General features: G+C 65.3%; 21 protein-coding genes. 3 read left to right on the top strand and 18 right to left on the bottom strand.

All coding sequences use genetic code 11. The features are described 5' to 3' along the window. Window positions 1-194 precede the first annotated feature (194 nt). The 6 genes from QAZ47_RS22645 to QAZ47_RS22620 are packed head-to-tail and all read right to left on the bottom strand — an operon-like array spanning window position 195 to window position 6,139. Window positions 195-1,058 (bottom strand): RDD family protein, encoded by an 864-nt coding sequence (locus QAZ47_RS22645; protein WP_278230792.1) that lies wholly within the window; start codon window positions 1,056-1,058, stop codon window positions 195-197. Next, complete coding sequence (locus QAZ47_RS22640; protein ID WP_278230791.1) at window positions 1,045-2,061, bottom strand: stage II sporulation protein M; 1,017 nt, start codon at window positions 2,059-2,061, stop codon at window positions 1,045-1,047. Before QAZ47_RS22640 ends, QAZ47_RS22645 begins: the two co-directional genes overlap by 14 nt. Beyond that, entirely contained in the window at window positions 2,058-3,362 is a 1,305-nt protein-coding gene (locus tag QAZ47_RS22635) for a DUF58 domain-containing protein (RefSeq protein WP_278230790.1), read from the bottom strand. The genes QAZ47_RS22640 and QAZ47_RS22635 overlap by 4 nt, the downstream gene beginning before the upstream one ends. Further along, window positions 3,359-4,315 (bottom strand): MoxR family ATPase, encoded by a 957-nt coding sequence (locus QAZ47_RS22630; RefSeq protein WP_278202967.1) that lies wholly within the window; start codon window positions 4,313-4,315, stop codon window positions 3,359-3,361. Before QAZ47_RS22630 ends, QAZ47_RS22635 begins: the two co-directional genes overlap by 4 nt. After that, window positions 4,302-5,516: a DUF4350 domain-containing protein gene (locus QAZ47_RS22625; protein WP_278230789.1), complete on the bottom strand. Its 1,215-nt coding sequence runs from the start codon at window positions 5,514-5,516 to the stop codon at window positions 4,302-4,304. Before QAZ47_RS22625 ends, QAZ47_RS22630 begins: the two co-directional genes overlap by 14 nt. Beyond that, window positions 5,513-6,139 (bottom strand): DUF4129 domain-containing protein, encoded by a 627-nt coding sequence (locus QAZ47_RS22620; protein ID WP_278202965.1) that lies wholly within the window; start codon window positions 6,137-6,139, stop codon window positions 5,513-5,515. The genes QAZ47_RS22625 and QAZ47_RS22620 overlap by 4 nt, the downstream gene beginning before the upstream one ends. Window positions 6,140-6,289: 150 nt before the next feature. Between QAZ47_RS22620 and QAZ47_RS22615 the strand changes: the two genes are divergently transcribed. Beyond that, window positions 6,290-7,072: a hypothetical protein gene (locus QAZ47_RS22615; RefSeq protein ID WP_278230788.1), complete on the top strand. Its 783-nt coding sequence runs from the start codon at window positions 6,290-6,292 to the stop codon at window positions 7,070-7,072. A 231-nt stretch (window positions 7,073-7,303) separates the two neighbouring features. Here the strand turns inward: QAZ47_RS22615 and QAZ47_RS22610 are convergent, their stop codons facing one another. The 6 genes from QAZ47_RS22610 to QAZ47_RS22585 all read right to left on the bottom strand — a co-directional run bounded on the left by QAZ47_RS22610 (window position 7,304) and on the right by QAZ47_RS22585 (window position 14,249). Beyond that, on the bottom strand, window positions 7,304-8,944 hold the full coding sequence (locus QAZ47_RS22610; protein WP_278230787.1) for an ABC transporter substrate-binding protein: 1,641 nt from the start codon (window positions 8,942-8,944) through the stop codon (window positions 7,304-7,306). Between the two features lie 263 nt (window positions 8,945-9,207). Continuing rightward, on the bottom strand, window positions 9,208-10,251 hold the full coding sequence (locus tag QAZ47_RS22605) for an alpha/beta hydrolase (protein ID WP_278230785.1): 1,044 nt from the start codon (window positions 10,249-10,251) through the stop codon (window positions 9,208-9,210). Between the two features lie 5 nt (window positions 10,252-10,256). Continuing rightward, window positions 10,257-10,934, bottom strand: a complete 678-nt coding sequence (locus tag QAZ47_RS22600) for an isochorismatase family protein (RefSeq protein WP_278230784.1) — start codon at window positions 10,932-10,934, stop codon at window positions 10,257-10,259. 307 nt (window positions 10,935-11,241) lie between these two features. Beyond that, window positions 11,242-12,537, bottom strand: coding sequence for a Xaa-Pro peptidase family protein (locus QAZ47_RS22595; protein ID WP_278230783.1), 1,296 nt, complete (start codon window positions 12,535-12,537; stop codon window positions 11,242-11,244). 318 nt (window positions 12,538-12,855) lie between these two features. Continuing rightward, the gene (locus QAZ47_RS22590; protein ID WP_278230782.1) at window positions 12,856-13,824 is read right to left on the bottom strand and encodes a GlxA family transcriptional regulator; all 969 of its coding nucleotides are present in this window, start codon (window positions 13,822-13,824) and stop codon (window positions 12,856-12,858) included. Beyond that, complete coding sequence (locus tag QAZ47_RS22585; protein ID WP_278230781.1) at window positions 13,821-14,249, bottom strand: NUDIX domain-containing protein; 429 nt, start codon at window positions 14,247-14,249, stop codon at window positions 13,821-13,823. Before QAZ47_RS22585 ends, QAZ47_RS22590 begins: the two co-directional genes overlap by 4 nt. Before the next feature lie 91 nt (window positions 14,250-14,340). Here QAZ47_RS22585 and QAZ47_RS22580 point away from each other — a divergent pair, with 91 nt between their 5' ends. Beyond that, window positions 14,341-14,838 carry a GAF domain-containing protein gene (locus QAZ47_RS22580; protein ID WP_278230780.1) on the top strand — a complete coding sequence of 166 codons (498 nt, stop codon included), beginning with the start codon at window positions 14,341-14,343 and terminating at the stop codon, window positions 14,836-14,838. Here QAZ47_RS22580 and QAZ47_RS22575 read toward each other — a convergent pair. Beyond that, on the bottom strand, window positions 14,835-15,767 hold the full coding sequence (locus tag QAZ47_RS22575; RefSeq protein WP_278233847.1) for a YeiH family protein: 933 nt from the start codon (window positions 15,765-15,767) through the stop codon (window positions 14,835-14,837). The genes QAZ47_RS22580 and QAZ47_RS22575 overlap by 4 nt on opposite strands. 425 nt (window positions 15,768-16,192) lie before the next feature. Between QAZ47_RS22575 and QAZ47_RS22570 the strand changes: the two genes are divergently transcribed. Further along, window positions 16,193-17,626, top strand: a complete 1,434-nt coding sequence (locus QAZ47_RS22570) for an aldehyde dehydrogenase family protein (RefSeq protein ID WP_278230779.1) — start codon at window positions 16,193-16,195, stop codon at window positions 17,624-17,626. A 172-nt stretch (window positions 17,627-17,798) separates the two neighbouring features. On the opposite strand, the gene QAZ47_RS22565 is transcribed toward QAZ47_RS22570, so the two are convergent. From QAZ47_RS22565 to QAZ47_RS22545, 5 genes are all read right to left on the bottom strand, one after another. Continuing rightward, window positions 17,799-18,347: a hypothetical protein gene (locus QAZ47_RS22565; protein WP_278230778.1), complete on the bottom strand. Its 549-nt coding sequence runs from the start codon at window positions 18,345-18,347 to the stop codon at window positions 17,799-17,801. A gap of 223 nt (window positions 18,348-18,570) precedes the next feature. Next, the gene (locus QAZ47_RS22560) at window positions 18,571-18,804 is read right to left on the bottom strand and encodes a hypothetical protein (protein WP_278202950.1); all 234 of its coding nucleotides are present in this window, start codon (window positions 18,802-18,804) and stop codon (window positions 18,571-18,573) included. A gap of 564 nt (window positions 18,805-19,368) precedes the next feature. Continuing rightward, window positions 19,369-19,899 (bottom strand): sarcosine oxidase subunit gamma family protein, encoded by a 531-nt coding sequence (locus tag QAZ47_RS22555; protein WP_278230777.1) that lies wholly within the window; start codon window positions 19,897-19,899, stop codon window positions 19,369-19,371. Further along, window positions 19,892-22,834, bottom strand: a complete 2,943-nt coding sequence (locus tag QAZ47_RS22550; protein ID WP_278230776.1) for a sarcosine oxidase subunit alpha family protein — start codon at window positions 22,832-22,834, stop codon at window positions 19,892-19,894. The genes QAZ47_RS22555 and QAZ47_RS22550 overlap by 8 nt, the downstream gene beginning before the upstream one ends. Then, a complete protein-coding gene (locus tag QAZ47_RS22545) occupies window positions 22,831-23,109 on the bottom strand; it encodes a sarcosine oxidase subunit delta (protein ID WP_278230775.1) in 279 nt (92 codons plus the stop codon). Before QAZ47_RS22545 ends, QAZ47_RS22550 begins: the two co-directional genes overlap by 4 nt. Between the last annotated feature and the right edge of the window lie 13 nt (window positions 23,110-23,122).

The raw sequence follows: 23,122 nt of genomic DNA, 5'->3' as shown, positions 1-23,122 counted from the left end.
TCATCCGCCTGCCGGCACCTTCTCCCCGTATAGTGACGGGGAGAAGGAGATGGCCCCGACCTCGCCGCCCTTCTTGCAACGTTTGAGATTGGCGAATCGCCAGCGACAGCATCTTTCTCCCCGTCTCTATACGGGGAGAAATGCCCGGCAGGGCAATGAGGGGCAGCGCCGACGTTTTTCAGCTATCGCCAGGCTCACCGCGCGTACTTATCCGCCTTCCTGTTCCCGAGCAGCAGCTTGCGTTCCAGATGCGCCCTGAGCTCGCCGTAATAGGCGGTGAGGAAGGCCTTGGAATCGGCAGGCTCCACCCTGGCGCCGATCTTGCGGCCGATCGTTTCCGCTACCGCCTTCATCGCGAAATAGTCGTCGCGGCGCAGCACTTCCTCCAGCTTGTGCAGCTCGGCGATGCCGTAGGCGTCGAGCTGTGCGGCGCTGAACTGGAAGCGGGCCGCGATTGGGTCCTTGCGCTGTGACAGATCCTCGAGCAGCGCTACTTTCGGCGCTTCGACCACCCAGGTGCCGGCGAGCAGGTCGCCGATCCTTAAGCGGTCGCGGTTGAACAGCGGAAACAGCGAGAACAGCAGCGCCCACACCAGGCCGAAGATGGTCGAAAGCGTATCGGCCACGCCGGCGCTGCCGCGCGCGGCGAGGATCGACAGCGGCAGGAACACCTCGATCTCGCGCATCAGATTGCGCGCGATGACCTGGTCGAGGCTAAGGCCCGCGCCGCTGCGCGAGGCGACGCGGACGCCGACCATGCCCTTTCCCGGCGTCGCCGCCCGCCGGCCCGCCTCGAAGGCGATGAAATAGACGTTGCGCAGCAGGAAGATAAAGATGATCCAGACGACGAAGAGCGGTTCGGCGTCCTTCACGCCGAGGCCGCCCAGGCCGAACAGCGCGACGATGCTGACAACGATCGCGGCGATAATGATGATCACCACATCGAGCAGGAATCCCGAAGCCCGCGTGCCGGCATCCGCCAGCTTGACGCGCAGGTCCACGCCCTCCGGCGTGACCAGCGGGCGCACGTGGGCGGCGGGGTTCCTAGCGGTCGCCATGCCGCACCATCCGCAACAGGTAGAAATAGCAGATCCAGAACGCCAGCATGCCGCCGCCGATGGAATAGCGGGCGATGTCGCTGGTGATCGTCTGCCGGCCGATGCCTTCGAGCAAGCCGGCAAACAAAAGCATCACGGCGACGCCGACCATGGCGGTCGCCGCAACCCGTCCGGCTCGGGCGGCCGCGGCCATGCGCGTCAGCTCGCCTGGAAAGGCGATGCTGGTGCCGATGCGCATGCCGGCCGCGCCCGCGATCGCGATCGCGAACAGCTCGGTCGTGCCGTGGATCGACAGCCAGCCGCCAAGCTGTAAGCCGAGCCCCTTGGCGGCATAGATCTGGAAGATGGCGCCCAGCATGCAGCCATTCATCAGGATGATCAGCACGCTCGGCACCGCGAAAGCGAAGCCGAGCGCGAAGGCCAGGATCGACACCTGCGTGTTGTGGGTGAAGAGATAGACGGCGAAACCCGACAGGAAGTGGTCGCCGCCGCCGTAGAGCACGCTGCGCAGCATCTCGGCGGACGAATCCGGATTGCGCCCGCCGGCGAGACTCGGCGCGATGATGGCGTCGTACCAGCGCTTGTCGGAGGCGACCAGCCAGTAGCCGGCAATGGCGCCGATCACCGTGAGCGCGACCGACGTCCACACCTCCCGCCACAGGTCGCGGATTGCCGCCGGCCAGTCGTGCAGGAAGAAGTCGCCGATGCGCGTCCTCAGAGATCGCCGCGCGCCATAGAGGTAGAAATAGCCGCGTAGGCAGAGCGCTTCGAGATAGGCGATCAAGGCGCTGTCGAGCGAGGTCGCGCGCGCCACCGACAGCGAGGACAGCGCCGAGCGGTAGAGCAGGGGAAGCGACAAGAGCTCGTCTTCCGACAGCGCGCGCGGCGCGCGCTTTTCGACGCGCGCAAGCAGCGCCTCGAACGCCTTCCAGTCGGCCTCGCGCTCCTGGCGGAAGCTCGCCAGGGACTGGCGGACGGCATCCGTGCCGGCGGGCAGCGTCATAAGAGGTTTTCCTCCTTGAGCTGGATATAGCGCTCGACCAGCACCGGGCCGAGCCGCTGGTGGTCGGCTTCGATGACATGGGCACCGAGCAGTCGCAGCCGCCCGATCACCACCTGTCGCTGCCTGAGCAGGTCGCCGGCAGTCACCGCGCGGGCGACATCCTCCGGCGCCGCCGGCGCCATGTCGGCCAGCGTCTCCAGCTCGACATCCTTCATCAGCATGAACAGCACCAGATGCCGCTCGGTCAGCCGCCCCACGGTGCGCAGCATCAGCTCGGCGCTGATCGGATCGACGAAATCGGTGAAGACGATGACCAGCGAGCGCCGGTCGAGCTTCGCCGCAAGCGTCGTCAGCGCCAGGGTGAAATTGGTCTCCTCGGTCGAATAGTCGATCTCTGCTGCGCGCTTCTGGATCATGGTGAAGCTCGCCGAGCCGCGCACGGCGCCGCTGGAGACGCGCGGCCGGGCGTCGAAGGAAAACAGGCTGACGAGGTCGCCGCCCTTCAGCGCGATGAAGGCCGACAGCAGCGCCGCCGTCACCGCCCGGTCGACCTTCGCCACGCCGTCGACCGGCTCGCACATCAGGCGGCCGCTGTCGATTGCTAGAACGATGTTATTGTTCTCCTCGATGCGGAACTCGCGCGCCAGAAGCTTGCCGTGGCGGGCGCTCCGCTTCCAGTCGATCATGCGCCGGCCCATGCCGGGCTGATAGTCCTTCAGCGCCTCGAACTCGCGGCCCTGGCCGGCGCGCTTTTGCGCATGGCCGTCGGCAAGCGCTGAGCGCTGCAAGAGCGTGATCGCCTCGTCGCGCGCGCGGCTGACGTCCGGCAGCACCGCCACCTTGCGGTCCATCGGCAGCACGGCCTGGTTCCAGACCAGCCCGAACGGTCCCTGCCAGCGCAGCCAGAGCCGATCGAAGCTGGCGATGCCGCGTCTCACCGCATCGAATTCGAGGTCGAGCGTACCGCCATTCGCCGGCAGCGCGCCGCCGGTGCCGTTGACCGGCGCCAACCGCTGGTCGTGCCCTACGCGCGCCTGCAGGCGGCGCGTCCGCGCGCCGAGGCCGGCCGCGATATGGAGCGTGAAACGCCCGCCGACGCCGACCTGCGGCGGCGCGGTCAGCGTGGCGCCGAGGGAAGAGCGCCCGCGCCCGGCCGCCGCGTCGACCGCCAGGAAGGCGAGCAACGCGCAGATCCACAGCAGCCCGAGATACCAGACATGCGGCAGCGCGAGCGCTATCATGAAGGCGGGGATCGCCCCCGCCGCCGCTGCCCACACTGCTCTGCCGCTCGGATAGATCAACGCGGCGCTTCCGTCTGGTCGACGAGGTCGGAGACGATCTGCTCGACCAGGCGCCCATCGATCTGCGCCGCCGGCGAGAGGATGACGCGGTGGCGTAGCGCCGGCACGGCTAAAGCCTTGACGTCGTCGGGGATGACATAGCTGCGGCCGTCGAGCGCCGCCCTGGCGCGCGCGGCCCGTGCCAGCATGGCGCCCGCGCGGGGGCTGGCACCCACCTCCAGATCCGGGCTCTCGCGCGTGCCGCGCACAAGGGCCGCGATATAGCCGACGACGTCCTCGACCAACATGACGCCGCCGACCGTAGCCAAGGCCGCCTCGAGCGTGGCGCGGTCGGTCTGGGCCGTGATGCCGTATTGTTTGATGTCATGCGAGTCCGCGCCGCCGCCATGGTGAATGATGATGGCGCGCTCTTCCTGCGCATCCGGATAGCTGACCCGATGCTTGAACAGGAAGCGATCGAGCTGTGCCTCGGGCAGTGGATAGACGCCCTGATGCTCGATCGGGTTCTGCGTCGCCACCACCATGAAGGTGCGGCCAAGTGAATGCGTCGTGCCGTCGAAGGTGACGGCATGCTCCTGCATGGCTTCGAGAAGCGCGGCCTGCGTCTTCGGCGGCGTGCGGTTGATTTCGTCGGCAAGTAGCAGGTCGCAGAAGATCGGGCCGCGCGTCAGCGTGAACTGGCCCGTCTGGAAATTGTAGATGTTGGCGCCGACGATATCGCCGGGCATCAGGTCGGGCGTGAACTGGATGCGCCCGTAGGAGACGCCAAGCGCCTGCGCGAAGCAGCGCGCGGTCATGGTCTTTGCCGTGCCCGGCGGGCCTTCGAGCAATATGTGCCCGCCGGCAAACAGCGCCGTCAGCATCAGATCGACCGTGTCGCGCTGCCCGGTGATCGCCTTCGCCACTTCTTCCCTGATCGCTGTTGCCAGGGCTTTCACTTCATCGACGTTCACCAAGCCTCCTTGCCGTCCAGTCATGCAGCTCTTCCGCTGCTTCATGCATTCCGGCCAATGTTTTGGAATCGTTTACAGTCTTGAACCGTTGGGTGAAGCCATGCGCCTCGCTTTTGTCGCGGGAATCCAGCCAGCGGTCGAGCGCCTCGCCCTGCAGCCCGTGCGGCGCGCCAAGCAGGGCTGCGGCGCGCTGGCGCATCAGCGCCGCGTAGCGATCGCCAAGTTCTTGCAATCGCCCGGCGCGCTTCAGGAGCATCGCCGTGGTGTCGACCAGCGCCCGCTTGCCGAAGGCAATAGCGCGGCCCTCGGCGCGCGGCGGACCGAAGCGGCCAAGCCCGTGCAGGAAGGCAAGTGCCGCCGCCACCAGAACAGACAGCGTCAGCGCCAGGAAAGGCGGCTCGACCAGGAGCTTGCCGAGGTCGTAGTTCTGGCCGATGCCGTGTAGCGTCAGGTCGAACATCACCGCGCCCTTGGCGGGCTCCAGCATGGCGATCATGTCGAGCGCCGCGGCCGCCGTCTGCTCATCCTTCAGCGCCGCGTTGTTGATGAGATCTGGATCGGTCAGGATGTAGAACGGCTCGTTGTCGAGCTCGGTGAGAACAGCCTTGCCGTCACCCGCCGAGATCAGCGGATGCTCGTCTGCCACCCACTGGAGCTCTTCCGGCACTGCGATCTTGCGGCCGTCGACATCGATCTTGTCGACCGTTGGCTTGCCTTCGCCGAGCTTCGCCTTGGCGAGGCGGCCGAGCCAGTCGTTGACCACCGTGCTGGGCAGCCGCTCGACCTTCGTCTCCCAGCCCTCATGGCCGCCTTGCGGAATGGTGACCCATTTGGGCAACACGAACAGCGTGTCCTTACCCGAGCGGAGCTTTACGGTGCGCTGCAGTGCTGCCGGGTCGCTGCCGGGCGCGATGGTGACGATCAGCAGGAAGGTCGATGCCAACGGGGATTCCAGGTCTTTCTCGCCGCGCGCCATGGGCGGCGCCTGCCCGTTGGTGAGCTTCAGCCATTCGACTAGCCCGGCGTAGCCTGTGCCGCCCTTGGAGAAAGGCGTGCCGCCACCCTCGGGCTGGCGGAAGTCGGGAGCGTAAGTGGACAGGAGAAAGAACCCGGCGGCGGCCAGCAGACTGGCGAAGATGCCCCAGAACAGCGTTCCGCGGCTGAACGGCGCCTCGGCTGCCTCCGTTCCTTCCGCGCTCATGCCCATGCATCCCGGAAGGCAAAGCGCTCATAGGCGCCGCGCGCCTGCCGCCAGCCCTCGGCGCCGACCGGGCGGCGGGCAAACAGCGCCGCCTCGACGATGCGCGCGATCTCGCTGAAGGCCGCGCGGGGGCGGGACGGGATGGAGCTTGCGGCGGCGATGTCGCGCGCCGTCAGCGACGGGCGCAGGAAGTCGGGCAGGCGAGTGGCGATATCGGCGACGCTGCGGCGCAAAAGAAGATGCACCGCTTCGTCATAGTCGCCGCGCGCGGCGAGCGCGTCGGCCTCGGAGAGCAGGATCTGCGCCGCGCCGGCGTCCGGGCGCCATTCCTCCTTCGTCTCATCCTCCTTGCGCGCGCGCCGCCATGGCAGCCGCCAGGCGACACCTTTCGCCTCGAGGACGAGCAGGAATGCGATGATGGCGACGCCGGTGATCACGGCGCCCCAGAACAGATAGATCATATAGGGGCCGAGCTTCGCCAGGGCCTCGATCAGGGGCCTCAGCCATTCCGGCGGTTCCGGCCGCACCAGCGCCGGCAGGTCGAACTGGATGGAATCGTCCGCCAGCAGTTGCTTGTGCATCCTGGCCAGCCATTCGGCGTCGGCCGTGCCCGGTTCTGTCACCCGCGCGTTCCCCCTGCAACCTGCGGTTCGGCTCCGACACTGGCAATATGCCCAAACAATTGCAAGTGCACTGGACGCGCCCCATCAATCTTGGCAAATTTGCCTTGAAGTTGCCGAATTGGATGCGGCGGCGGCTCGGGGGAAACTATCATGACCACTGCGACATTGGGACGACCAGGCAAATTCGAGATTGGCAAGGTGTTCAACAGCACCTTTGCCGTTATTACGCGTAACATAGGACTCTGCGTCGGGCTTGGGCTTTTGTTTGCCGGCGTGCCGACGCTGCTGATCAGATTGTGGACCCAGCCGCAGATGGAAGCGGTGATGAATGGCGATCCGAGCGCCGTGGCGGATCCCAACCTGGTGCTCCGCAACTCCTATCTCAGCATCCTCGCGGGCTTGATTTCCTTCGTCTTCACGCTGCTGCTCCAGTCGTCGCTGGTGCGGGCAACGATCGAGGATCTGAACGGAAGGCGGCCATCTTTCGGCGATTGTATCCAGATTGCCATCCGCTTCCTGCTGCCAACGCTTGCGATCGGCCTGCTCGTCGGCATCGGCTCCGCGCTTGCGATGATCGCGCTGATCGTTCCCGGCATCATCCTGTGGCTCGGATGGTCGATGTCGGTTCCGGTCCTCATCCAGGAACGGCTGGGCGTGTTCGGCTCGATGTCGCGCAGCCGTGCGCTGACCAAGGGCAATCGCTGGTCGCTGTTCGGGCTCTTCCTGATCCTGCTCATCATCGCGATGGTCATCCAGTGGGGGATCCTGGTGGTGCTGCTCCTCTTCGGCGGGATCCTCGCCGAACTGGGAGCCGCGCTGGTTCAGGCCGTGGTGTCGATGGTGCTCTCCGTTGCCACGGCGGTCAGCTATGTCGAGCTGCGCCAGGTCAAGGAAGGCACCAGCATCGACGAACTGGCGAAGATCTTCTCGTAGGGAATGGCTCGAGCTGCCGTCCGCGGATGTGGGCGGCGGTCGTCCGCTCAATGACAACAGCATAGTGTGCCCGCACAATCGTCCGGCACAGGCGTGACGAAGTGATCGGCACATCCACGGCAAGTTTTGCCTGCAGACCGATAGGTCCTTGGTCTCGCCGCGCCGCCTGTTGCAGGCCGCGCGTCAGTCTGGGTCCTGCTCTAAGCAGCACCCGGACAGACCACGCGATGATCAGGACTCCAGCCAGACCGTCTCGAAATGCTGCTCGAGCGCCTGGTGCTGTTCGCAGCCATGCACGCCCTTGCGGTAGGTGCGGTAGACCGAACGCCAGTAGGGCTGGATGATGACGCCGGAGTCGCGCAAATTCTGCTCGATCTTGGCCATGATCTCCTTGCGCGCCGCGGCGTCGGGCGTTGCCAGCGCCTTGTCGAGAAGCTCGTCGAACTCCTTGTTGGAATAGGCGCTTTCGTTCCAAGCCGCGCCCGATTTATAGGCGAGCGCCAGCACCTGGACGCCGAGGGGACGGCCGAGCCATTCGGTGCAGGAATAGGGGAACTTGCTCCAGTCGTTCCAGAAGGTCGCGGCCGGCAGCACGGTGCGCTTGATCTTGAGGCCGGCCTCGCGGATCTGGGCGGCGATCGCGTCGGCGGTGCTCTTTTGCCATTCGATGTCCACCGAGATCAGCTCATATTCGTGGTCGGCCTTGCCGGCTTCGGCGAGCAGCTTCTTCGCCGCCTCGACATCGCGCTTGGCCGGGCCGATGTCGGCGAATTCCGGATGCATCGGGCCGACATGATGGTTGTCGGCAGGCTTGCCTCTGCCGTCGAGCCCGAGCTTCAGCACGGCCGCATTGTCGACGGCGAGCTGGGCGGCGCGGCGCACCTTGACGTCGTCATAGGGCGCGTTGCCGACATTGAAGCGCGCGACGATCGTCGAGCCGGTGGCGATCTCGGAGTTCTGCAAGCCCATCTGGTCGGTCTGCGACACCGCATCGGAAGCGGTCTCGTGATCGGTGTCGATCTCGCCGGATTCGAAAGCCGACAGCATGGCATTGGGATCGGAGCCGTAATCGACCCATTTGATGCCGTCGAGATAGAACTCGCCCTTCCACCAGGGCTTGTCCTTGCGCTTCACCTCGGCGCCCGTCTCGGCATCCCAACTCACCAGCTCGCAGGGGCCGGTGGTGATGGCCAAAGCCTTCTTCGGGTCGCCATCGCCCTCGTAGGAGCGGTGCATGATCAGCGCCGGATAGTCGGCCATGCCGGCGATCAGCGAGATGTCGGGCTTGGGCAGGTTGAGCTTGACGGTGTAGTCGTCGACCTTCTGGATGCCGCCGTCGACCGGCTTCTTGGTGTTGGCGTTGACCAGCGCGCCCATCCGCGCCGCGACCGAATTGCCGGCGACCGAAGCATCGCACCAGCGGTTGAGATTGTGGATCACGTCGTCGGCGTTGAAAGTGTCGCCGTTCGACCAGGTAATGCCCTTGCGCACATGCAGCGTGATCATCTTGGCATCGTCGCTGGTCTCCCAGCTTTCGAGCAGCCACGGTTCGAAGGTGAAGTCGGTTTTCCAGCGCACCAGATATTCATTGCAGTGGCGCGCGACGTTCGACATCTCGACGCCGTCGAAGGTGCGCGGGTCCTTGAAGCCTTTGACGTTCATGGCGACGCGCAGCACGCCGCCCTTCTTCGGCTCGTCGGCGCGGGCAGGCGAGGGGGTAAGCCCTCCCAGCGCCAGCGCGCCGGCGGCGCTGACGCCGAGGCCGGCCATCAGCGCAAGATATTCGCGCCGGCTGATCGCGCCTTTCCTGAAATCGTCGGCGGTCGGCCTGGCCTGCGGGTGCAATTTTCTGTCGGTCAGCATGAATTTCATCGTCGTTCCCTCTTGTGGGCGCTCCGGTCCGGTCGCGTCGTGGGACGGATGCAGCCGCCGGAGCGCCATTGCCTGCCGGACGATGATAGGTCCGCTTTCCGCAGCGAAATGTTTGATTTTCCGCAGTTCTTGTGCGCTGTTCCGCAGGGCGTGGAAACAGCTGATCTCCCCCCTTGTGGGGGAGATGCCCGGCAGGGCAGAGGGGGCGCTGTCCCGCCAGCGTCTCAGCCAATCACAATGGCGTTCCCAAACTGTTCAGATGATCAGAATTCCGAAAGGTCGCGATCCTTCGCGCCCCCCTCTGGCCTGCCGGCCATCTCCCCCACAAGGGGGGAGATTAGCACTCGATCGCCGGCACCCAGTCTGGCGATGTCGTCAATGATCCTCGCGAACGCCTTTGCCGCGCGCGGCACCGTCGGCCTCGCTCTCAGGAAGGAGTGCACCAGCCGCGGCTCCTCTCGCCACACGGCCTGCCCGCCGGCGGCGAGGATCTTGTCGCGATAGGTCTCGCCGTCGGACGACAGCGGATCGCATTCGGCGGTGACGATGACCGTCGGCGGCAGGCCGCAGAAATCGCGATCCTTGAGTGGTGAGAAGGTCGGATCGTCCGCCGACTGTGCCGGTGCCGAGCGGACGCGGCGGTAGAAGTCGATATCGGCGAGCGTCAGCAGCGGCGCTTCGGCGTGCTCGACATAGGAGCGGCCGGTCTTGTCGCCACCGAGGCCTGGATAGATCAGCACCTGGCCGATGGCGTGTCGAGGGTGGTGCCGCGTTGCGTGCGCCACCGCGGCGGCGAGATTGCCGCCGGCGCTTTCGCCGCAGAGCACGATCGGCGGCGTGCTCGTCGCGGCGACCCATTCGAACACGGCAAATGCATCGTCGAAGGAGGCCGGATGGAGATGCTCCGGCGCAACGCGATAGTCGGCCGAGACCACCTCGAAGCCGGTGCCGGCGCAGATCTCGGCGCAGATGTCGTCATGGCTGTCGAGATCGCCGAGCACGAAGCCGCCGCCGTGATAATAGACGACGATCGCCGCTGTGGCCCCTTTCTCCATGCGGTAACGCCGTACCGGGACGGCATGCGAAGCCGTGGCGACGCCGCCGTCAATGGTGGTCACGCCTTCGGGACGCCCTTGGTGAAACGCCACGCACATCCGGTTGTAGACCGCGCGCTGCTCGGCGATAGGTGCGGCCACGATCTCCGGCGGGTACCAGCTGTTGACCCGGTCGATATAGTCCCAGAACTCCGGATCGAGCCGGTCGGCATATTTGCCGCGGCTGCCCCGATCAGCTGGGTTGCTGGCCATCGCCGTCAGAGCTCGGCGTAGAGTTGCGCCGCGTTCTCGAAGGTGAAGCGCAGCGGCACCGAACCTTCGACCTGCCAAACGCTCACCGTGTCGCCGGCCATCAGCCGGCAAACGTCGAGCGTGTTGGTGACGGCGCCGCCATAGAGCCGGTTGGCAAGGTTGAGGATGCCGGTCTGGTGCATGGCCGCGGTAGCGCTGCCGCAGGCGTCCTTGACCAGGAGCACGCGGAAGCCGAGTGCTATGGCGTCCTTGACCGTGGCGTCGATGCAGGCTTCGGTCCACACGCCGACAATGATCAGCCATTCGATGCCGGCAGCCTGGAGCTTGATGGCGAAATCGCCCTTGCCGAAGACGCTCGCCTGCGCCTTGATGAGCATTGCTTCGCCATCTTGCGGCGCCACTTCATGGCAGATCGCCGTCAGCGGGTCGTCCTTGTCGGAGAAGACCGACTTGCCGCTGTCGTCCACCGGATGGAACGGCCGCGCTTCGGCGAGATCGACGATATAGGCCCAGTGGTAGAGCGGCACGAAATTGCGCCGCGCCGCCTGCTGCAGCCGCTGGACGTTGGCGAGGAGCTCGGCAAAACCCTCGACCAGATAGCGTTTGTCCTTGCGATGCTCTTCCTGGAGATCGACGAACACCGCGGCCACCGTGCCGCGCCGAATGGAGATGGGTGTTTTCATGCAGATGTGACTGGTTCGCAGGTAGCGGGGATTGGCTGAAACGTTTCCGCCGTCGTCCCAGGGCGGAGCAGGAGCGAAGCTCCGTCGCGGAGACCCTGGGATCCATGCCGTGACCTCGGCCGAGGAGTGCAGCGGAGCAGAATTCTGTTAGCGTTGTGTCGCCTTGATATCACGGCATGGATCCTGGGGTCTGCGCTGCGTCGCTGCGCTCCTCGCTCCGCCCTAGGATGACGAAAACGATGAGCGCCGCAGCTATTCCAAGAGGTTAGCGACACTTCACCAGGATGAACATCCAGCTTCAAACTGCTCATTCCAAAAACTCGTCCTCATAAGGAAACCGTGAGAGCAGCTCGGTACCAGTCTCGGTGATCAGGATCTCGTCCTCGAGCTTGACGCCCTCACGGCCGCCTTTCTCGCCGATATAGCTTTCGACGCTGACCACCATGCCGGGTTGGATGATGCCGTCGCGGCCATAGGTCTCGTAATCCATAGAATGCGCGATGAAGGGCGTCTCGCCATGCATGCCGACGCCGTGCATGACCGAGGTATAGCGCTGGTCGACGAAGCGGTCCGGGATCTTCCAGGCCTTCTCGGCGATCTCGCGGAAAGCCATGCCGGGCTTCACGATCGAAATGTTGTGCTGCACCTGGTCGTGCGCCATGCGGTAGAGCGACTTCTGGTAGGGCGTCGGCTTGCCAGGGCCGCAGCGGAAGGTGCGCGAGAAGTCGGAATAGTAGCCGTAGCAGCCGATCGTGTCGGTATCGAGCGCGACCAGCTCGCCCGGCCGGATCTTGCGACCGCTGGCTTCGTTGAACCAAGGGTTGGTGCGCTGCCCGGAAGTGAGCAGCCGGGTCTCGATGAACTCGCCGCCTTGGCGGATCACCTCGTGATACATGATGGCGAACAGCTCGTTCTCGGAGACGCCAGGCTTGATCGCCTCGCGCACCGCAGCCACCGCGGCTTCAGCGCCAGCCATCGAAGCCTGCAGGCATTTCACTTCCTCAGGCGTCTTCACCGCGCGCACGGCCAGGATCTCGCCCTGGCAGTCCTTCACCTCGCAGCCGCGCTTTTCCAGCGCCAGCGCCTGCAGATGGCTGCAGCGGTCGAGGCCGAGCTTCATCGAGCCGCCGCCATGCTTCTTCAATAGCTCGGTGATCTCGTCGGCGAACGGTCCGGCGGTCTCGTCGTCGCGTCCGGAGACCGACGACCAGACCAGCTTCGACGGCCGCGCCTCGTCGATCGTGTCGAGCACCATCGAGACATGGTAGCTCTGCGGATATTCGAACAGCACGATCGGCCCTTCGGTGGGCACGAAGAAATAGCGGGTCGAGTTGCGCAGGAAATAGCCGAACATGTTGCGCGAGCCGGTGGCGTAGCGCTGGTTGTAGGGATCGAACAAAACGACGCCGCCATAGCCCGCCTCGCGCATCCAGGCGCGCAGCCTGGCCAGTCGCCCCTTGCGCAGCGCGTCGGCGTCGATGAAGGACGGCTCGGTGTCGGACAGCCACATGCCGCCGGCGGGATCGGCCGCCGCCGGATGGCGCATGCGGTCCTTGAAGTCCACATCCTCGGTGCTGTCCGGATCGAAAACGACGATGCTCATGGAGGCCTCCTGTTCTTGGCGAACATAGCCGGGCAGGACGTTGAGCTTGTGCGGTATTCCGCGATTGTTGTGCTGGATGCCGCAGGTTGCGCGTGCAGACCTAGAGAGACGTTGGGCGCGAGGCACCCCCCTCTGGCCTGCCGGCCATCTCCCCCTCAAGGGGGGAGATCAGCAGCTCTGGCGCCGCCGCGCACACCTGCAACGTCTGAGATTGCCGAAAGCGGTGCAACAGCTAATCTCCCCCCTTGAGGGGGAGATGTCCGGCAGGACAGAGGGGGGTGCTTCGCGCCGGCGTTGTGGATGCGTCAGCGCCTCACCCTAATGCCGCCGCATCGCCTTGGGCGCGCGCCCATGCTCCTCGCGAAACGCCCTTGCAAAGCTCGACATCGAAGCAAAACCACACGCCAGCGCCACATCGCGCACCATCAGCGTCGAATGCGCCAAGAGATCGGCGGCGCGTTTCAGCCTGAGCCGCCGGTAATAGCCGTTGGGCGAAATACCCAGCTCGGCGCGGAAATTGCGCTCGAGCTTGTCGGGCGAGACGCCCAGACGCTCCGCCAATTCCGCCATGCCAAGCCGTTCCTCGACCGCGTCCTCCATGATGGCGATGGCCGACAGCACCAGCTCGTTCTGCACCCCGGTGCGCAGTCTGAGCGGCATCAGCTTGCGGTCGACACTCGATCGCAAAGGCGAGTGCACGAACCATTCCGCCACGCCCGCCGCAAGCTCGGCGCCGTAGTCGCGCGTGATGATCTCCAGCATCATATCGAGGCTGCCGACGCCGCCGGCCGAGGTGAAGCGCTTGCGGTCGATGACGAAGAGGTCGCGCCTGAGATCGATATCCGGGAAAGCCTCGGTGAAGGCGGCCTGGCTGGTCCAGTGCAACGTGCAGGCGTGCCCGTCGAGCAGTCCCGCACGGGCGAGGAAGAACGCCGCATCCGCCACCGCGCCGATATGCGCGCCGCCGCGCAGGCTCTTCCGGATCCAGCCCATCGCCTCGTCGGCCACGACATGGTCGGCATCGCCGCCGGAGCACACCACGATGCGATCGACCTTCGGCGCATCGGCGGCCGAGAAGCCGGGCTGGATGACGACGCCGTTCGAAGCTTCGACCGTGCCTTCATCGGCGCCGACGATCACCCAGCGGTAGCAGTCGCGCTTGGCAAGAATGTTGGCGGCGCGCAGCGGCTCGATGACCGAGGAAAACGCCATCATCGGAAAGCCGGGAAAGATCAGCACGGCGAAGGTGAGGGGAGCATCGCCTGGCGATGGCTTTGCCTGGCTCATGGCTGGCGGCCGTAGCGCGGCAGCACTATGTCGGCGGTAAGCGGCGCCAGCTCCATGCCGCTTGCGAGCTCCGGGCTCAGCCAGATCATCTCCTCGATCTCGGCCGCCGGGATCGGCTCGCCGGCGATCGCCAGTTCGAAGAGTTCGGCCTCGACGCGGGCATCCGGCTCATTGGCGGCGGGCGCCGAGAAGGAGCCCAGATGCGAAGCCGCGGCCGGGTCGACGACGATGCCCAATTCCTCCCGCAGTTCGCGCGCAAGAGCGGCGGCAGGCGCCTCGCCCGGCTCGATCTTGCCGCCGGCCTGCATGAAGGTGTTGGTGCCGCGCTTGCGCACCAGAAGCAGCTTGCCGTTGTCGTCCCGGATCACGGCGGCGGCGATCCGGATCGTTCTTGCCAGGGCGGTCTTGGCATGGCTGGAAGTCACGATAAGCTGTTCCCCGGCGGCGGCTTTGGTGGCAGAGAGGGCGGGACTGTAGCGGGCGCGTCAGCGCCCTTGCAACGGAGAAACGACCAGGATGTTCGCGGCAACGGCTATCGACACGAGCAACAAGCCGGCCTTCTACGACGAGCTGGCCACGCAATTGAAAGCGCTGCTGGAAGGCGAGGCCGACTCGATCGCCAACGCGGCCAACACCTCGGCGCTGATCTATCAGATGGTACCCGGCCTCAACTGGGCGGGTTTCTATTTCCTACAGTCCGACGAAGAGCTGGTGCTCGGCCCCTTCCAGGGCAAGCCCGCCTGCGTGCGCATCAAGGTCGGCAAAGGCGTCTGCGGCACGGCGGTCGATCTCGGCATGTCGATGCTGATCAAGGACGTGCACGATTTTCCCGGCCACATCGCCTGCGATGCCGACTCGCGTTCGGAACTGGTTGTGCTGCTGCGCGACGCCGACGGCGTGTTCGGGGTGCTCGACCTCGACAGCCCGCTGCCCGGCCGCTTCGACAAGGACGACCAGGCCGGCATCGAGAAGCTCGCCGCGATCTATGTCGCCGCCAGCTCCTTTGGTGACTAGACGAGCTTCACCAGCGTCAAGCTGAACACCGAGATGAACAGGAAGGCCGAGAAGGCCAGCATCAGCGGGCGCAGGCCGCGCGAGCGCAACTGCGAGATGTCGGCCTGGAGGCCCATGGCGGCGAGCCCCATGGTCAGCAGGACTTGCGCGGCCAAGGCGATCGCCGAATGAACCTGCGCGGGGATAGCTACCAGGCTGTTCAGCGCCACGACCGCGACGAAGGCAACGACGAACCACGGCATCGGCGGCTTCGCGGAAACCTCAGTGCTGCCGCGGCGCGCCATCAGGCCGAGCGCGATCACCATCGGCGCCAGCATGGCGACGCGCGTCAGCTTGGCGACGGTTGCCGTTTCGCCGGCCTGCGTTCCGTTCTGGAAACCGGCGCCGATCACCTGCGCCACCTCATGGATCGAGGCGCCGGCCCACAGGCCGAATGCGTGCTGGTCGAGGCCGAACAAGGGCGCCAGCAGCGGAAAGCCGAGCATGGCGACGGTGCCGAACAGCGTGATTGCGGCGACGGCGTAGGTCACATCCTCGTCCCGCGCATCGGCGACGATGTTGGTGGCGACGATCGCCGAGGCGCCGCAGATCGAGGTGCCGGCCGCGATCAGTTGCGCCAGCTTGGCGTCGACGCCGATCAGCCGGCCGAGCGCGACGGTGAACAAGAAGGTCGCGCCGAGCGTGGCGGCGACGATGCCGACGCCGCCGAGGCCGATGCCCGCCACCTGGCCGAGCGTGAGCTGGAAGCCCAGCAGCACGATGGCGAAACGCAGCAGCCGGCGCTGCGCGAAAGCGATGCCTGCCTTGGCATGGGCGGGCGTGCCGATAACGTTGGAATAGACCATGCCGGCGACGACGGCGAGGATCATCGGGCTGAACAGCGCGAGGCCGGAGAGATTGCGCGCCGAATAGGCGACGCTGGTGATCATCGCCGCGAGCACGATTCCCGGCACGATGCCGGCATAGATAGGGGCGGAGCTTCCAGAATTGGCCGAATTCAAGCCATTTGGAAGATCGTTCGCGGTGGCGGGCAGGAAAGACAATCGAATTCTCCGGGCGTGCTCGCCGGGGAAATGCCATTCCAGAACTAATCTTTCCAACGAATAATTCGAGTTATAATGATCGATTTAATCGAACGATTGGATCCGCGATCGGATTGTCAGGACTGTCTTTTATGCATGTCGTTTTCTCGAAACCGCAGCGCATTTTTGGGCGGTATGCATCGGGAATTCAGCGCACTGGCTCAATCGCCTCCGCTTGCGTTTGACAGGGCGGTCGCCGCATCGTTGTCTCCGACGATATACGACGATCACCTCGCCACGATTGAAGCCCGCCGGCCCACAGGGAGCGAAGCATGTCACACAATCTGCAGTTCTATATCGACGGCGCCTGGGTCGATCCTGTGGTGCCGAACAATTTCGACGTCATCGATCCGTCGAACGAGGACGTCTTCGCGCAGATCTCGCTGGGCACCAAAGCCGATGTCGACAAGGCGGTCGCGGCCGCCAAGCGCGCTTTCGCCACTTTCGGCTTCACCGAAGTCGGTGAGCGCCTCGACATCCTCAACCGCGTCATCGACGTCTACAAGAAGCGCAGCAAGGACCTTGCGCTCGCTGTCTCGCGCGAGATGGGGGCGCCGCGCCAGATGGCGCTGGACAGCCAGGTGGGCGTCGGCCAGGCGCATCTGGAGAAGATGGCGGAGGTGCTGAAGACTTTCCAGTTCCGCCACGTGAAGGGCTCGTCGCTGATCGTCAAGGAGCCGATCGGCGTCGTCGGACTGATCACGCCGTGGAACTGGCCGCTCAACCAGATCACCTGCAAGGTCGGCCCGGCTCTCGCCGCCGGCTGCACCATGGTTCTGAAACCGTCCGAGATCGCCCCGCTCGACGCGATCATCTTCGCCGAGATCATCGATGAGGCCGGCGTGCCGAAGGGCGTCTTCAATCTCGTCAACGGCGATGGCCCGACCGTCGGCCAGGCCCTGGCCAGCCACCCGGACGTCGACATGATGTCCTTCACCGGCTCGACGCGGGCCGGCATCCTGGTCGCCAAGGCCGCCGCCGATACGGTCAAGCGCGTGCATCAGGAACTCGGCGGCAAGTCGGCCAACATCCTGTTCCCCGATGTCGACCTCGAACGGGCCGTCGCCAAGGGCGTCGCCGGCTGCTTCGGCAACAGCGGCCAGTCCTGCAACGCGCCGACCCGCATGTTCGTGCCGCGCGAGCGCCATGACGAGGCGGCCGGCTACGCCAAGACGGCGGCGGAGAAATTCACCGTCGGCCCGGCCGATGCGCCGGGAACAAAGCTGGGTCCAGTGGTCAGCCAACTGCAGTTCGACAAGATCCAAGGCTTGATCCAGAGCGGCATCGAGGAAGGCGCGACCCTGGTCACCGGCGGCCCCGGCCGCCCGGCCGAGCTCAACCGCGGCTACTATGTCCGCCCGACGGTTTTCGCCAACGTCACGCACGACATGCGCATCGCCAAGGAAGAGATCTTTGGGCCGGTGCTGTCGATCATGCCTTACGACACGGTCGAGCAGGCGATCGAGCAGGCCAACGACACCGTCTTCGGCCTTGCCTCGTACATCCAGGCCAAGGACATCGAGAAGGCGCGCCAGGCGGCGGCCCGCATGCGCTCCGGCAACGTCTATATCAACTACCCGACCTGGGACGCCGGCCTCCCCTTCGGCGGCTACAAGCAATCCGGCAACGGCCGCGAATACGCCGAATACGGACTGGAGGATTTTCTGGAGATCAAGGGCATCGCGGGATACGAGGCGGCGGAGTAGGCTTCAGGCGTTCGCTGACGGCTGGCGTCGGCGCTGATGGATCGGAAAGGGCGCGGTCTCGGCCGCGCCTTGTCATTTTGGCATTATCGGTCCCGTCGGCCAGCAAGGACGATGGCAACCATGAATTGCGGGTAATACGCCGCCGGCCCGAAGGATGTCGCCACCGGCCAAGTCAGGAATTTGTACGCCGCGCGAAATGCTCATACGTCACTCGCCAGGGATCGCTCTCGGCAGATCTTTCCTCGCCGATCCAATGGAAGCTGTCGGGGGTGATCTCCGTGAACCGCCATCGCGTTTGCAGGCCGCGCGAGTCGTCGCCGATCTGGACGATGTCCTTGCCCTCGGCCCGCCCGATCTGGCGCGAGTAATCCTGGTTGAGGGGATCGCTCCAGATGATGTGCCAGCCGCCGATCGCGGGATCGAAGATGCGCAAAGTCGTGCCGTACATGGTGGAGGGTGCCGGGCGCTTGGGCCTGATCCAGATGTCCTGAATCGCTCGACCTTCGAGCACCCAGCCAAAATGGCATTCTCCATTCCATTTCCGGATTGTGCCGTCGTCGAGGTGGTGGACGGTGTCCATCTCCCAGCTTCCGATCAACCATCCATAGAGGTCCATGTCTTTCGCTCGGTCTGCCGGGGGACCTTCAGATCCGAGAGCCGCGAGAAACGGGAAAATTGTGCTCGTCATGCTTTTCTCCGATGGATAGGCGCGCAGCGACAAGGCGCTGCAACATTACCGACCCGATCGTCGCAGCGTTGCGGGCTCCAGGTCTTGGGAGAAATTGCTGTAGTGATGTCGTGGATGAGATCGTGGCGAGGCCAGCCGGCGGGCAGGGGTCGTCCCTTTACCGGAAGGCGAAATTGTTGGGCAGCCTGGCTAGATCCGGCCGCCGCACTGCGGACAGGTCGTTCGGCGGCCGATCGCCTCTTCTTCTCCCGCCGTCCTACTCGTGCCTTGCCTCGATGATCCCGACCATGGCGCGTGTAAACTCGACCATGCTGTTGGCTGTGATGGCTGCATTGTCGGGGCTCTGGCCGATATGTTCGGCTGCTCCGCAGCATGAGCGGCGGATGCGGTCGTAGTGCGGGTCTCTTTCGTCGTCCGGCAAGGTTGCCAAATTCAAGGCTCGACGGTGAAGCATGCGCAACAGTTGCGCCAGCGCAGTTTCGACACTCATGCGTTTTGCTCCGCATCGGTCGAACGTCTCGGCACATCGGTGCCGGATCGTCGATCAGGGGGCGGTTCTCATCCCCGGCGCGGGAAGGTTGCGCCATAGCCGTTAATATATTGTTGATCGCTAATATGTTTAGCGAGGCATTTTAGGAAGGTTCGCGGATGCTATTGGACACGGTGAAAGCAAATCATAGCAGAATGCGTGCAACCGAGATCGATGACGATGTCTCCGGTGCCACGAATAGTGTCGCCGATATTTCAAAATCTAACGATCGGCAAAATGCACCAGTAAGGATGCTTGGTAAGGGTTGATTCAACCATTGCTGGTATGTAGAAGGTGGCGGCTCCGACTAGGGGTAGGGTTGCCTGAAGGTCGGAGCCGCCTGCGCGGCCGATGGGTAGTGGATCCGCGCTGTCCCAGAATAGGACAGCGCGGTCTACGATTCGTTAATCCGACGACTGAAAGCCGTACAAAACCGGCGGATGCGGCTTTCGCCGTCACCGGAAGAGGGGCTGCAACCTTTCACGACACAATTCGAAAGTCTTGGCCGGAGAGGTGCTCGGCAACTCACCCTGCCGCGCTGTCGGCGATCCAGTCCGTCAGACTGCGCATGAAACTTCGCGGCACGATAAGGTCGCAGGCGGTTTCGGCTGTGCGCAACAGAAGCACCGGTATGTGGTGAAAGGCCGCGTGCCAGGCGTGGCCGGGAGCGGCCGCCGGCGACGACCAGTTGACGGCGACACATTTCGAGAGAATTTCTTGGAGACGCGCTCCATCCATCCTGAGGCGCACCCGACCTTCGTCGAGCAAAACCGAACAGCCCAGTTCGGGATCGATGGTCGGGGGCGTCGGCTTTATGCCGGTTTCAAAAATCAGCCAGAAACGGCGCGGAGCAACGCGGACGATCAGGACATCGGCATGGCGGACCGTCTCGCCGACCGCTGCGGGCAGGGGCACCCCCAATGCTTTCGAGACGCTTGCTTCGAATCGTGCCAGCGTCCCGTCCCAGCCTTCGATCTGGACGATCGGGCAATCGGCTGCCGAAAGCTTGAAATCCTTCAACGAGTTGAAACTGTTCAACGACAGAGCCTCAGCCATGCAGTCGCTCTCCCTTGGGATCGAGGAACACGGGCGACACGATGCGGGCGCGAACAATCTCGGCCCGCATCGGATAGGCGGCGACGACCTCGCTGCCCTCTGCCGCGACATCGCCGGCGAGCAGTGCCAGTCCGACATAGCGGCCGAGCTCGGGGCTGAAAGTGACGGAGGTGATCCGGCCGCGTCCATGACCGGCCACTGCATCATTCGGCATGAACAATATCGCCCCGCCGCGCAGTCGCTTGCCCTCCTCGATGCATTCCAATCCAACCAGTCGCTGGCGGTCGGGCGAAAGAAATGCCGGGCGATGTCGCAGGACTTCGCCGACGAAGCCGGTGCGCTTGCCGACCATGCGGCCAAGGCCGAGATCGTCGAGCGTGGTGCGGCCATCGATCTCCGGCCCGGCGACGTGGCCCTTCTCGACGCGCAGCGCGCCGAGCGCCTCGACCCCGTAGGGTTTCAGCCCAAACGGCGCGCCCACTTCCAGCAGGTGGCTCCAGAGCCGCTCGCCGCGGCTGGCGCCGACATAGATCTCGTAGGCGCGCTCGCCTGAATAGCTGAGGCGGATGATGCGCAGCGCGCATCCGTCGAACTCGGCCTCGATGAAGCCCATATGAGGCAGCGCCTCGTTCGAGACGTCGAGCCCCGGGAAGGCCGCGGCAAGGACATCGCGGCTCCTCGGGCCGGCGACCGACACCGCCGCCCATTCGTCGCTGACCGAGGTGACGGCGACACGCAGCTCCGGCCATGCGGTGTCGAGCAGGAATTCCAGCCGCGACTGCACATCGGCCGCCTTGGCGGTCGAGGTGGTCATGAAGAACCGGGTTTCCGAGAGCCGCGTGGTCGTGCCGTCGTCGAAGACGATGCCGTCGTCGCGCAGCATGACGCCGTAGCGGGCGCGGCCGACCGGCAGCTTGGCGAAGCCGTTGGCATAGACACGGTCGAGGAAGGCGGCGGCGTCCGGCCCTTGCACGTCGATCTTGCCGAGGGTGGAGATATCCATCAGCCCGGCGGCTTCGCGCACCATGCGCATCTCGGCGACATAGGCTTCGTTCACGTCGCGCCCGGCGCCGCGGTAGAAATAGGGCCGCATCCAGAGCCCGACCTCGAGCATTTCGGCGCCGTCGGCCAAATGCCGGTCATGCATCGGCGTGCGGCGGATCGGCTTGAAATGGTGGCCGACGGCGCGGCCGGCGAGCGCGCCGATCGCGACGGGCGCGTAGGGCGGGCGAAAGGTCGTGGTCCCGGTTTGTTGGATCGTCGCCTGGCGCAGCGCCGCCATGGCCGACAGCGCTGCGAAATTGCTGGTCTTGCCCTGGTCGGTGCCCATGCCGAGCGTGGTGTAGCGCTTCAGGTGCTCGACCGATTCATAACCCTCGCGATGGGCGAGCTCGATGTCCTTGGTGGTCACGTCCATCTGGAAGTCGACGAAGGCCTTGCCGCGTCCGACGGACGGGATCGCGCGGAACGGACCGGATGCCGCCTCGCCGAGGTCGAGCTTGAGCGGCGCCGGCACGGCTTTTGATTTTCCGCAAGACGATGCGGCTTCCGCGCCGGCGCGGTGGCCGTCCTCGATGGCGGTGACAGTCGAGAAGCGTCCCATCATCGCGCCGGCGCCGAACTGGCCTGCCGGAAAGCCGCCCGGAACGAAGCCGTCGATCTCGCCGCGATAGACCGGCTTGACGCCGAGATGCGAGCTAAGATGCACGCTCGGCGACCAGCCGCCGGACAGGCAGACGAGATCGCAAGCAACTTCCAGCTTGCCGTCCGGCCCAGCCAGCCGCGCGGCTTTCACCGCATGGCCGCCGCGCAGGTCGGTGATCAAGGTGCCGGGTCGGATCGCTACGTTCAGGCGGCTCGCATCCGCAGCCAGGCTAACGGGCGGGGCGCCGCGCTGATCCGCGACCATCACCTCGGCGCCGGCGGCGGCGAGGTCGAAGGCGGCGCGGTAGGCGCCGTCATTCGTGGTGGCGATGAGGACCTTCTTGCCCGGCAGGACTGCGAAACGGTTGAGATACGTCCGGGCGGCGGACGCCAGCATGACGCCCGGCCGGTCGTTGTTGGAAAAGACCAGCGGCCGTTCGATGGCGCCGGTGGCAAAGACGATGGAACGGGCGCGAAGCATGGTGAAGACCTGGCGCGCGGCGCTTTCCGCCGCCGGATCGTCGCATCGCTCGATCAGCCCCAGCGTGTTGCCGTCGAAGGTCCCGAACGCCATCGTCCTGCGCATCAGGGCGACATTGCCGAAGCCCGCCAGTTCGGCCTCGACCGCGCTCAGCCAGGCGGCGGCCTCTCCGTCCGGGCGTTCGGACAAAAGCTGGCCGCCGAGCAAAAAGTCCTGCTCGATGAGAGCGACGCTTGCGCCGGCGGCCGCGGCGGCGCGCGCCGCCGACAGGCCGGCGGGGCCGCCGCCGACGACGGCGACGTCGGCGAATGCATGCCGCGCCTCGTAGCGGCCGGGATCCGGCTCGGTGCCGGCGCGACCCAGGCCCGCCGCCTTGCGGATGAAATGCTCATAGAACATCCAGGCGCGCCGCGTCGGCCCCATGAATGTCTTGTAGTAGAAGCCGGCCGAAAGGAAGGGCGAAAACAGCCCGTTGATGCTCTGCATGTCGAAGGCGAGCGAGGGCCAGCGATTCTGGCTTTCGGCGGTCATGCCGTCCGCCAGTTCGAGCGTCGTCGCCGGCAGGTTCGGCTCGCGCCGCCCGCCGGTTCCGAGCGTGACCAGCGCGTTCGGCTCTTCCGGGCCGGCCGAAAATATGCCGCGCGGCCGGTGATATTTGAAGCTGCGGCCGGTGAGCGCGACGCCGTTGGCGAGTAGCGCGGAAGCGAATGTGTCGCCATGATACCCGGTGAGTTCGCGGCCATCGAAGACGAAGCCCAGCGGCCGCGCGCGGTCGATGCGGCCGCCGGTGGCGAGGCGATTTCTGTTCATGCGGGCACTTTCCTGGTCATTTTCCGGGCAAAGCCGACCGATGCGATGGTGTGATTTCTGGTGTCGCGCTCGACGATCAGCCACTGCCGGCAGCCGGACACGTGCTGCCAGAACTCGCGGTGCGGTCCGGCCGGATTGTTCCGCACATAGACATAGCGGTACCAGGCTTCCGGATCGGGATCGTCATGCGCCGGACGCGCTACCGAAGCGTCGCCGCCATAGCGGAACTCGTCATGGTCGCGCGGGCCGCAGCACGGGCATTCGATGCGAAGCATTTTCTCTTGCTCT

It is taken from the genome of Mesorhizobium sp. WSM4904, from assembly GCF_029674545.1.
Classification (GTDB): Bacteria; Pseudomonadota; Alphaproteobacteria; order Rhizobiales; family Rhizobiaceae; genus Mesorhizobium.
This window is presented reverse-complemented; position numbering and strand designations above follow the sequence as displayed.

What these genes read in the sequence shown, in the direction of transcription:
- QAZ47_RS22570 (WP_278230779.1), top strand. Translation starts at nt 16,193, where the DNA reads ATGTCACACAATCTGCAGTTCTATATCGACGGCGCCTGGGTCGATCCT.
- QAZ47_RS22550 (WP_278230776.1), bottom strand. Translation starts at nt 22,834, where the DNA reads ATGAACAGAAATCGCCTCGCCACCGGCGGCCGCATCGACCGCGCGCGG.
- QAZ47_RS22575 (WP_278233847.1), bottom strand. Translation starts at nt 15,767, where the DNA reads ATGATCACCAGCGTCGCCTATTCGGCGCGCAATCTCTCCGGCCTCGCG.
- QAZ47_RS22545 (WP_278230775.1), bottom strand. Translation starts at nt 23,109, where the DNA reads ATGCTTCGCATCGAATGCCCGTGCTGCGGCCCGCGCGACCATGACGAG.
- QAZ47_RS22615 (WP_278230788.1), top strand. Translation starts at nt 6,290, where the DNA reads ATGACCACTGCGACATTGGGACGACCAGGCAAATTCGAGATTGGCAAG.
- QAZ47_RS22625 (WP_278230789.1), bottom strand. Translation starts at nt 5,516, where the DNA reads ATGAGCGCGGAAGGAACGGAGGCAGCCGAGGCGCCGTTCAGCCGCGGA.
- QAZ47_RS22555 (WP_278230777.1), bottom strand. Translation starts at nt 19,899, where the DNA reads ATGGCTGAGGCTCTGTCGTTGAACAGTTTCAACTCGTTGAAGGATTTC.
- QAZ47_RS22560 (WP_278202950.1), bottom strand. Translation starts at nt 18,804, where the DNA reads ATGAGTGTCGAAACTGCGCTGGCGCAACTGTTGCGCATGCTTCACCGT.
- QAZ47_RS22640 (WP_278230791.1), bottom strand. Translation starts at nt 2,061, where the DNA reads ATGACGCTGCCCGCCGGCACGGATGCCGTCCGCCAGTCCCTGGCGAGC.
- QAZ47_RS22590 (WP_278230782.1), bottom strand. Translation starts at nt 13,824, where the DNA reads ATGAGCCAGGCAAAGCCATCGCCAGGCGATGCTCCCCTCACCTTCGCC.
- QAZ47_RS22645 (WP_278230792.1), bottom strand. Translation starts at nt 1,058, where the DNA reads ATGGCGACCGCTAGGAACCCCGCCGCCCACGTGCGCCCGCTGGTCACG.
- QAZ47_RS22595 (WP_278230783.1), bottom strand. Translation starts at nt 12,537, where the DNA reads ATGAGCATCGTCGTTTTCGATCCGGACAGCACCGAGGATGTGGACTTC.
- QAZ47_RS22580 (WP_278230780.1), top strand. Translation starts at nt 14,341, where the DNA reads ATGTTCGCGGCAACGGCTATCGACACGAGCAACAAGCCGGCCTTCTAC.
- QAZ47_RS22605 (WP_278230785.1), bottom strand. Translation starts at nt 10,251, where the DNA reads ATGGCCAGCAACCCAGCTGATCGGGGCAGCCGCGGCAAATATGCCGAC.
- QAZ47_RS22610 (WP_278230787.1), bottom strand. Translation starts at nt 8,944, where the DNA reads ATGAAATTCATGCTGACCGACAGAAAATTGCACCCGCAGGCCAGGCCG.
- QAZ47_RS22600 (WP_278230784.1), bottom strand. Translation starts at nt 10,934, where the DNA reads ATGAAAACACCCATCTCCATTCGGCGCGGCACGGTGGCCGCGGTGTTC.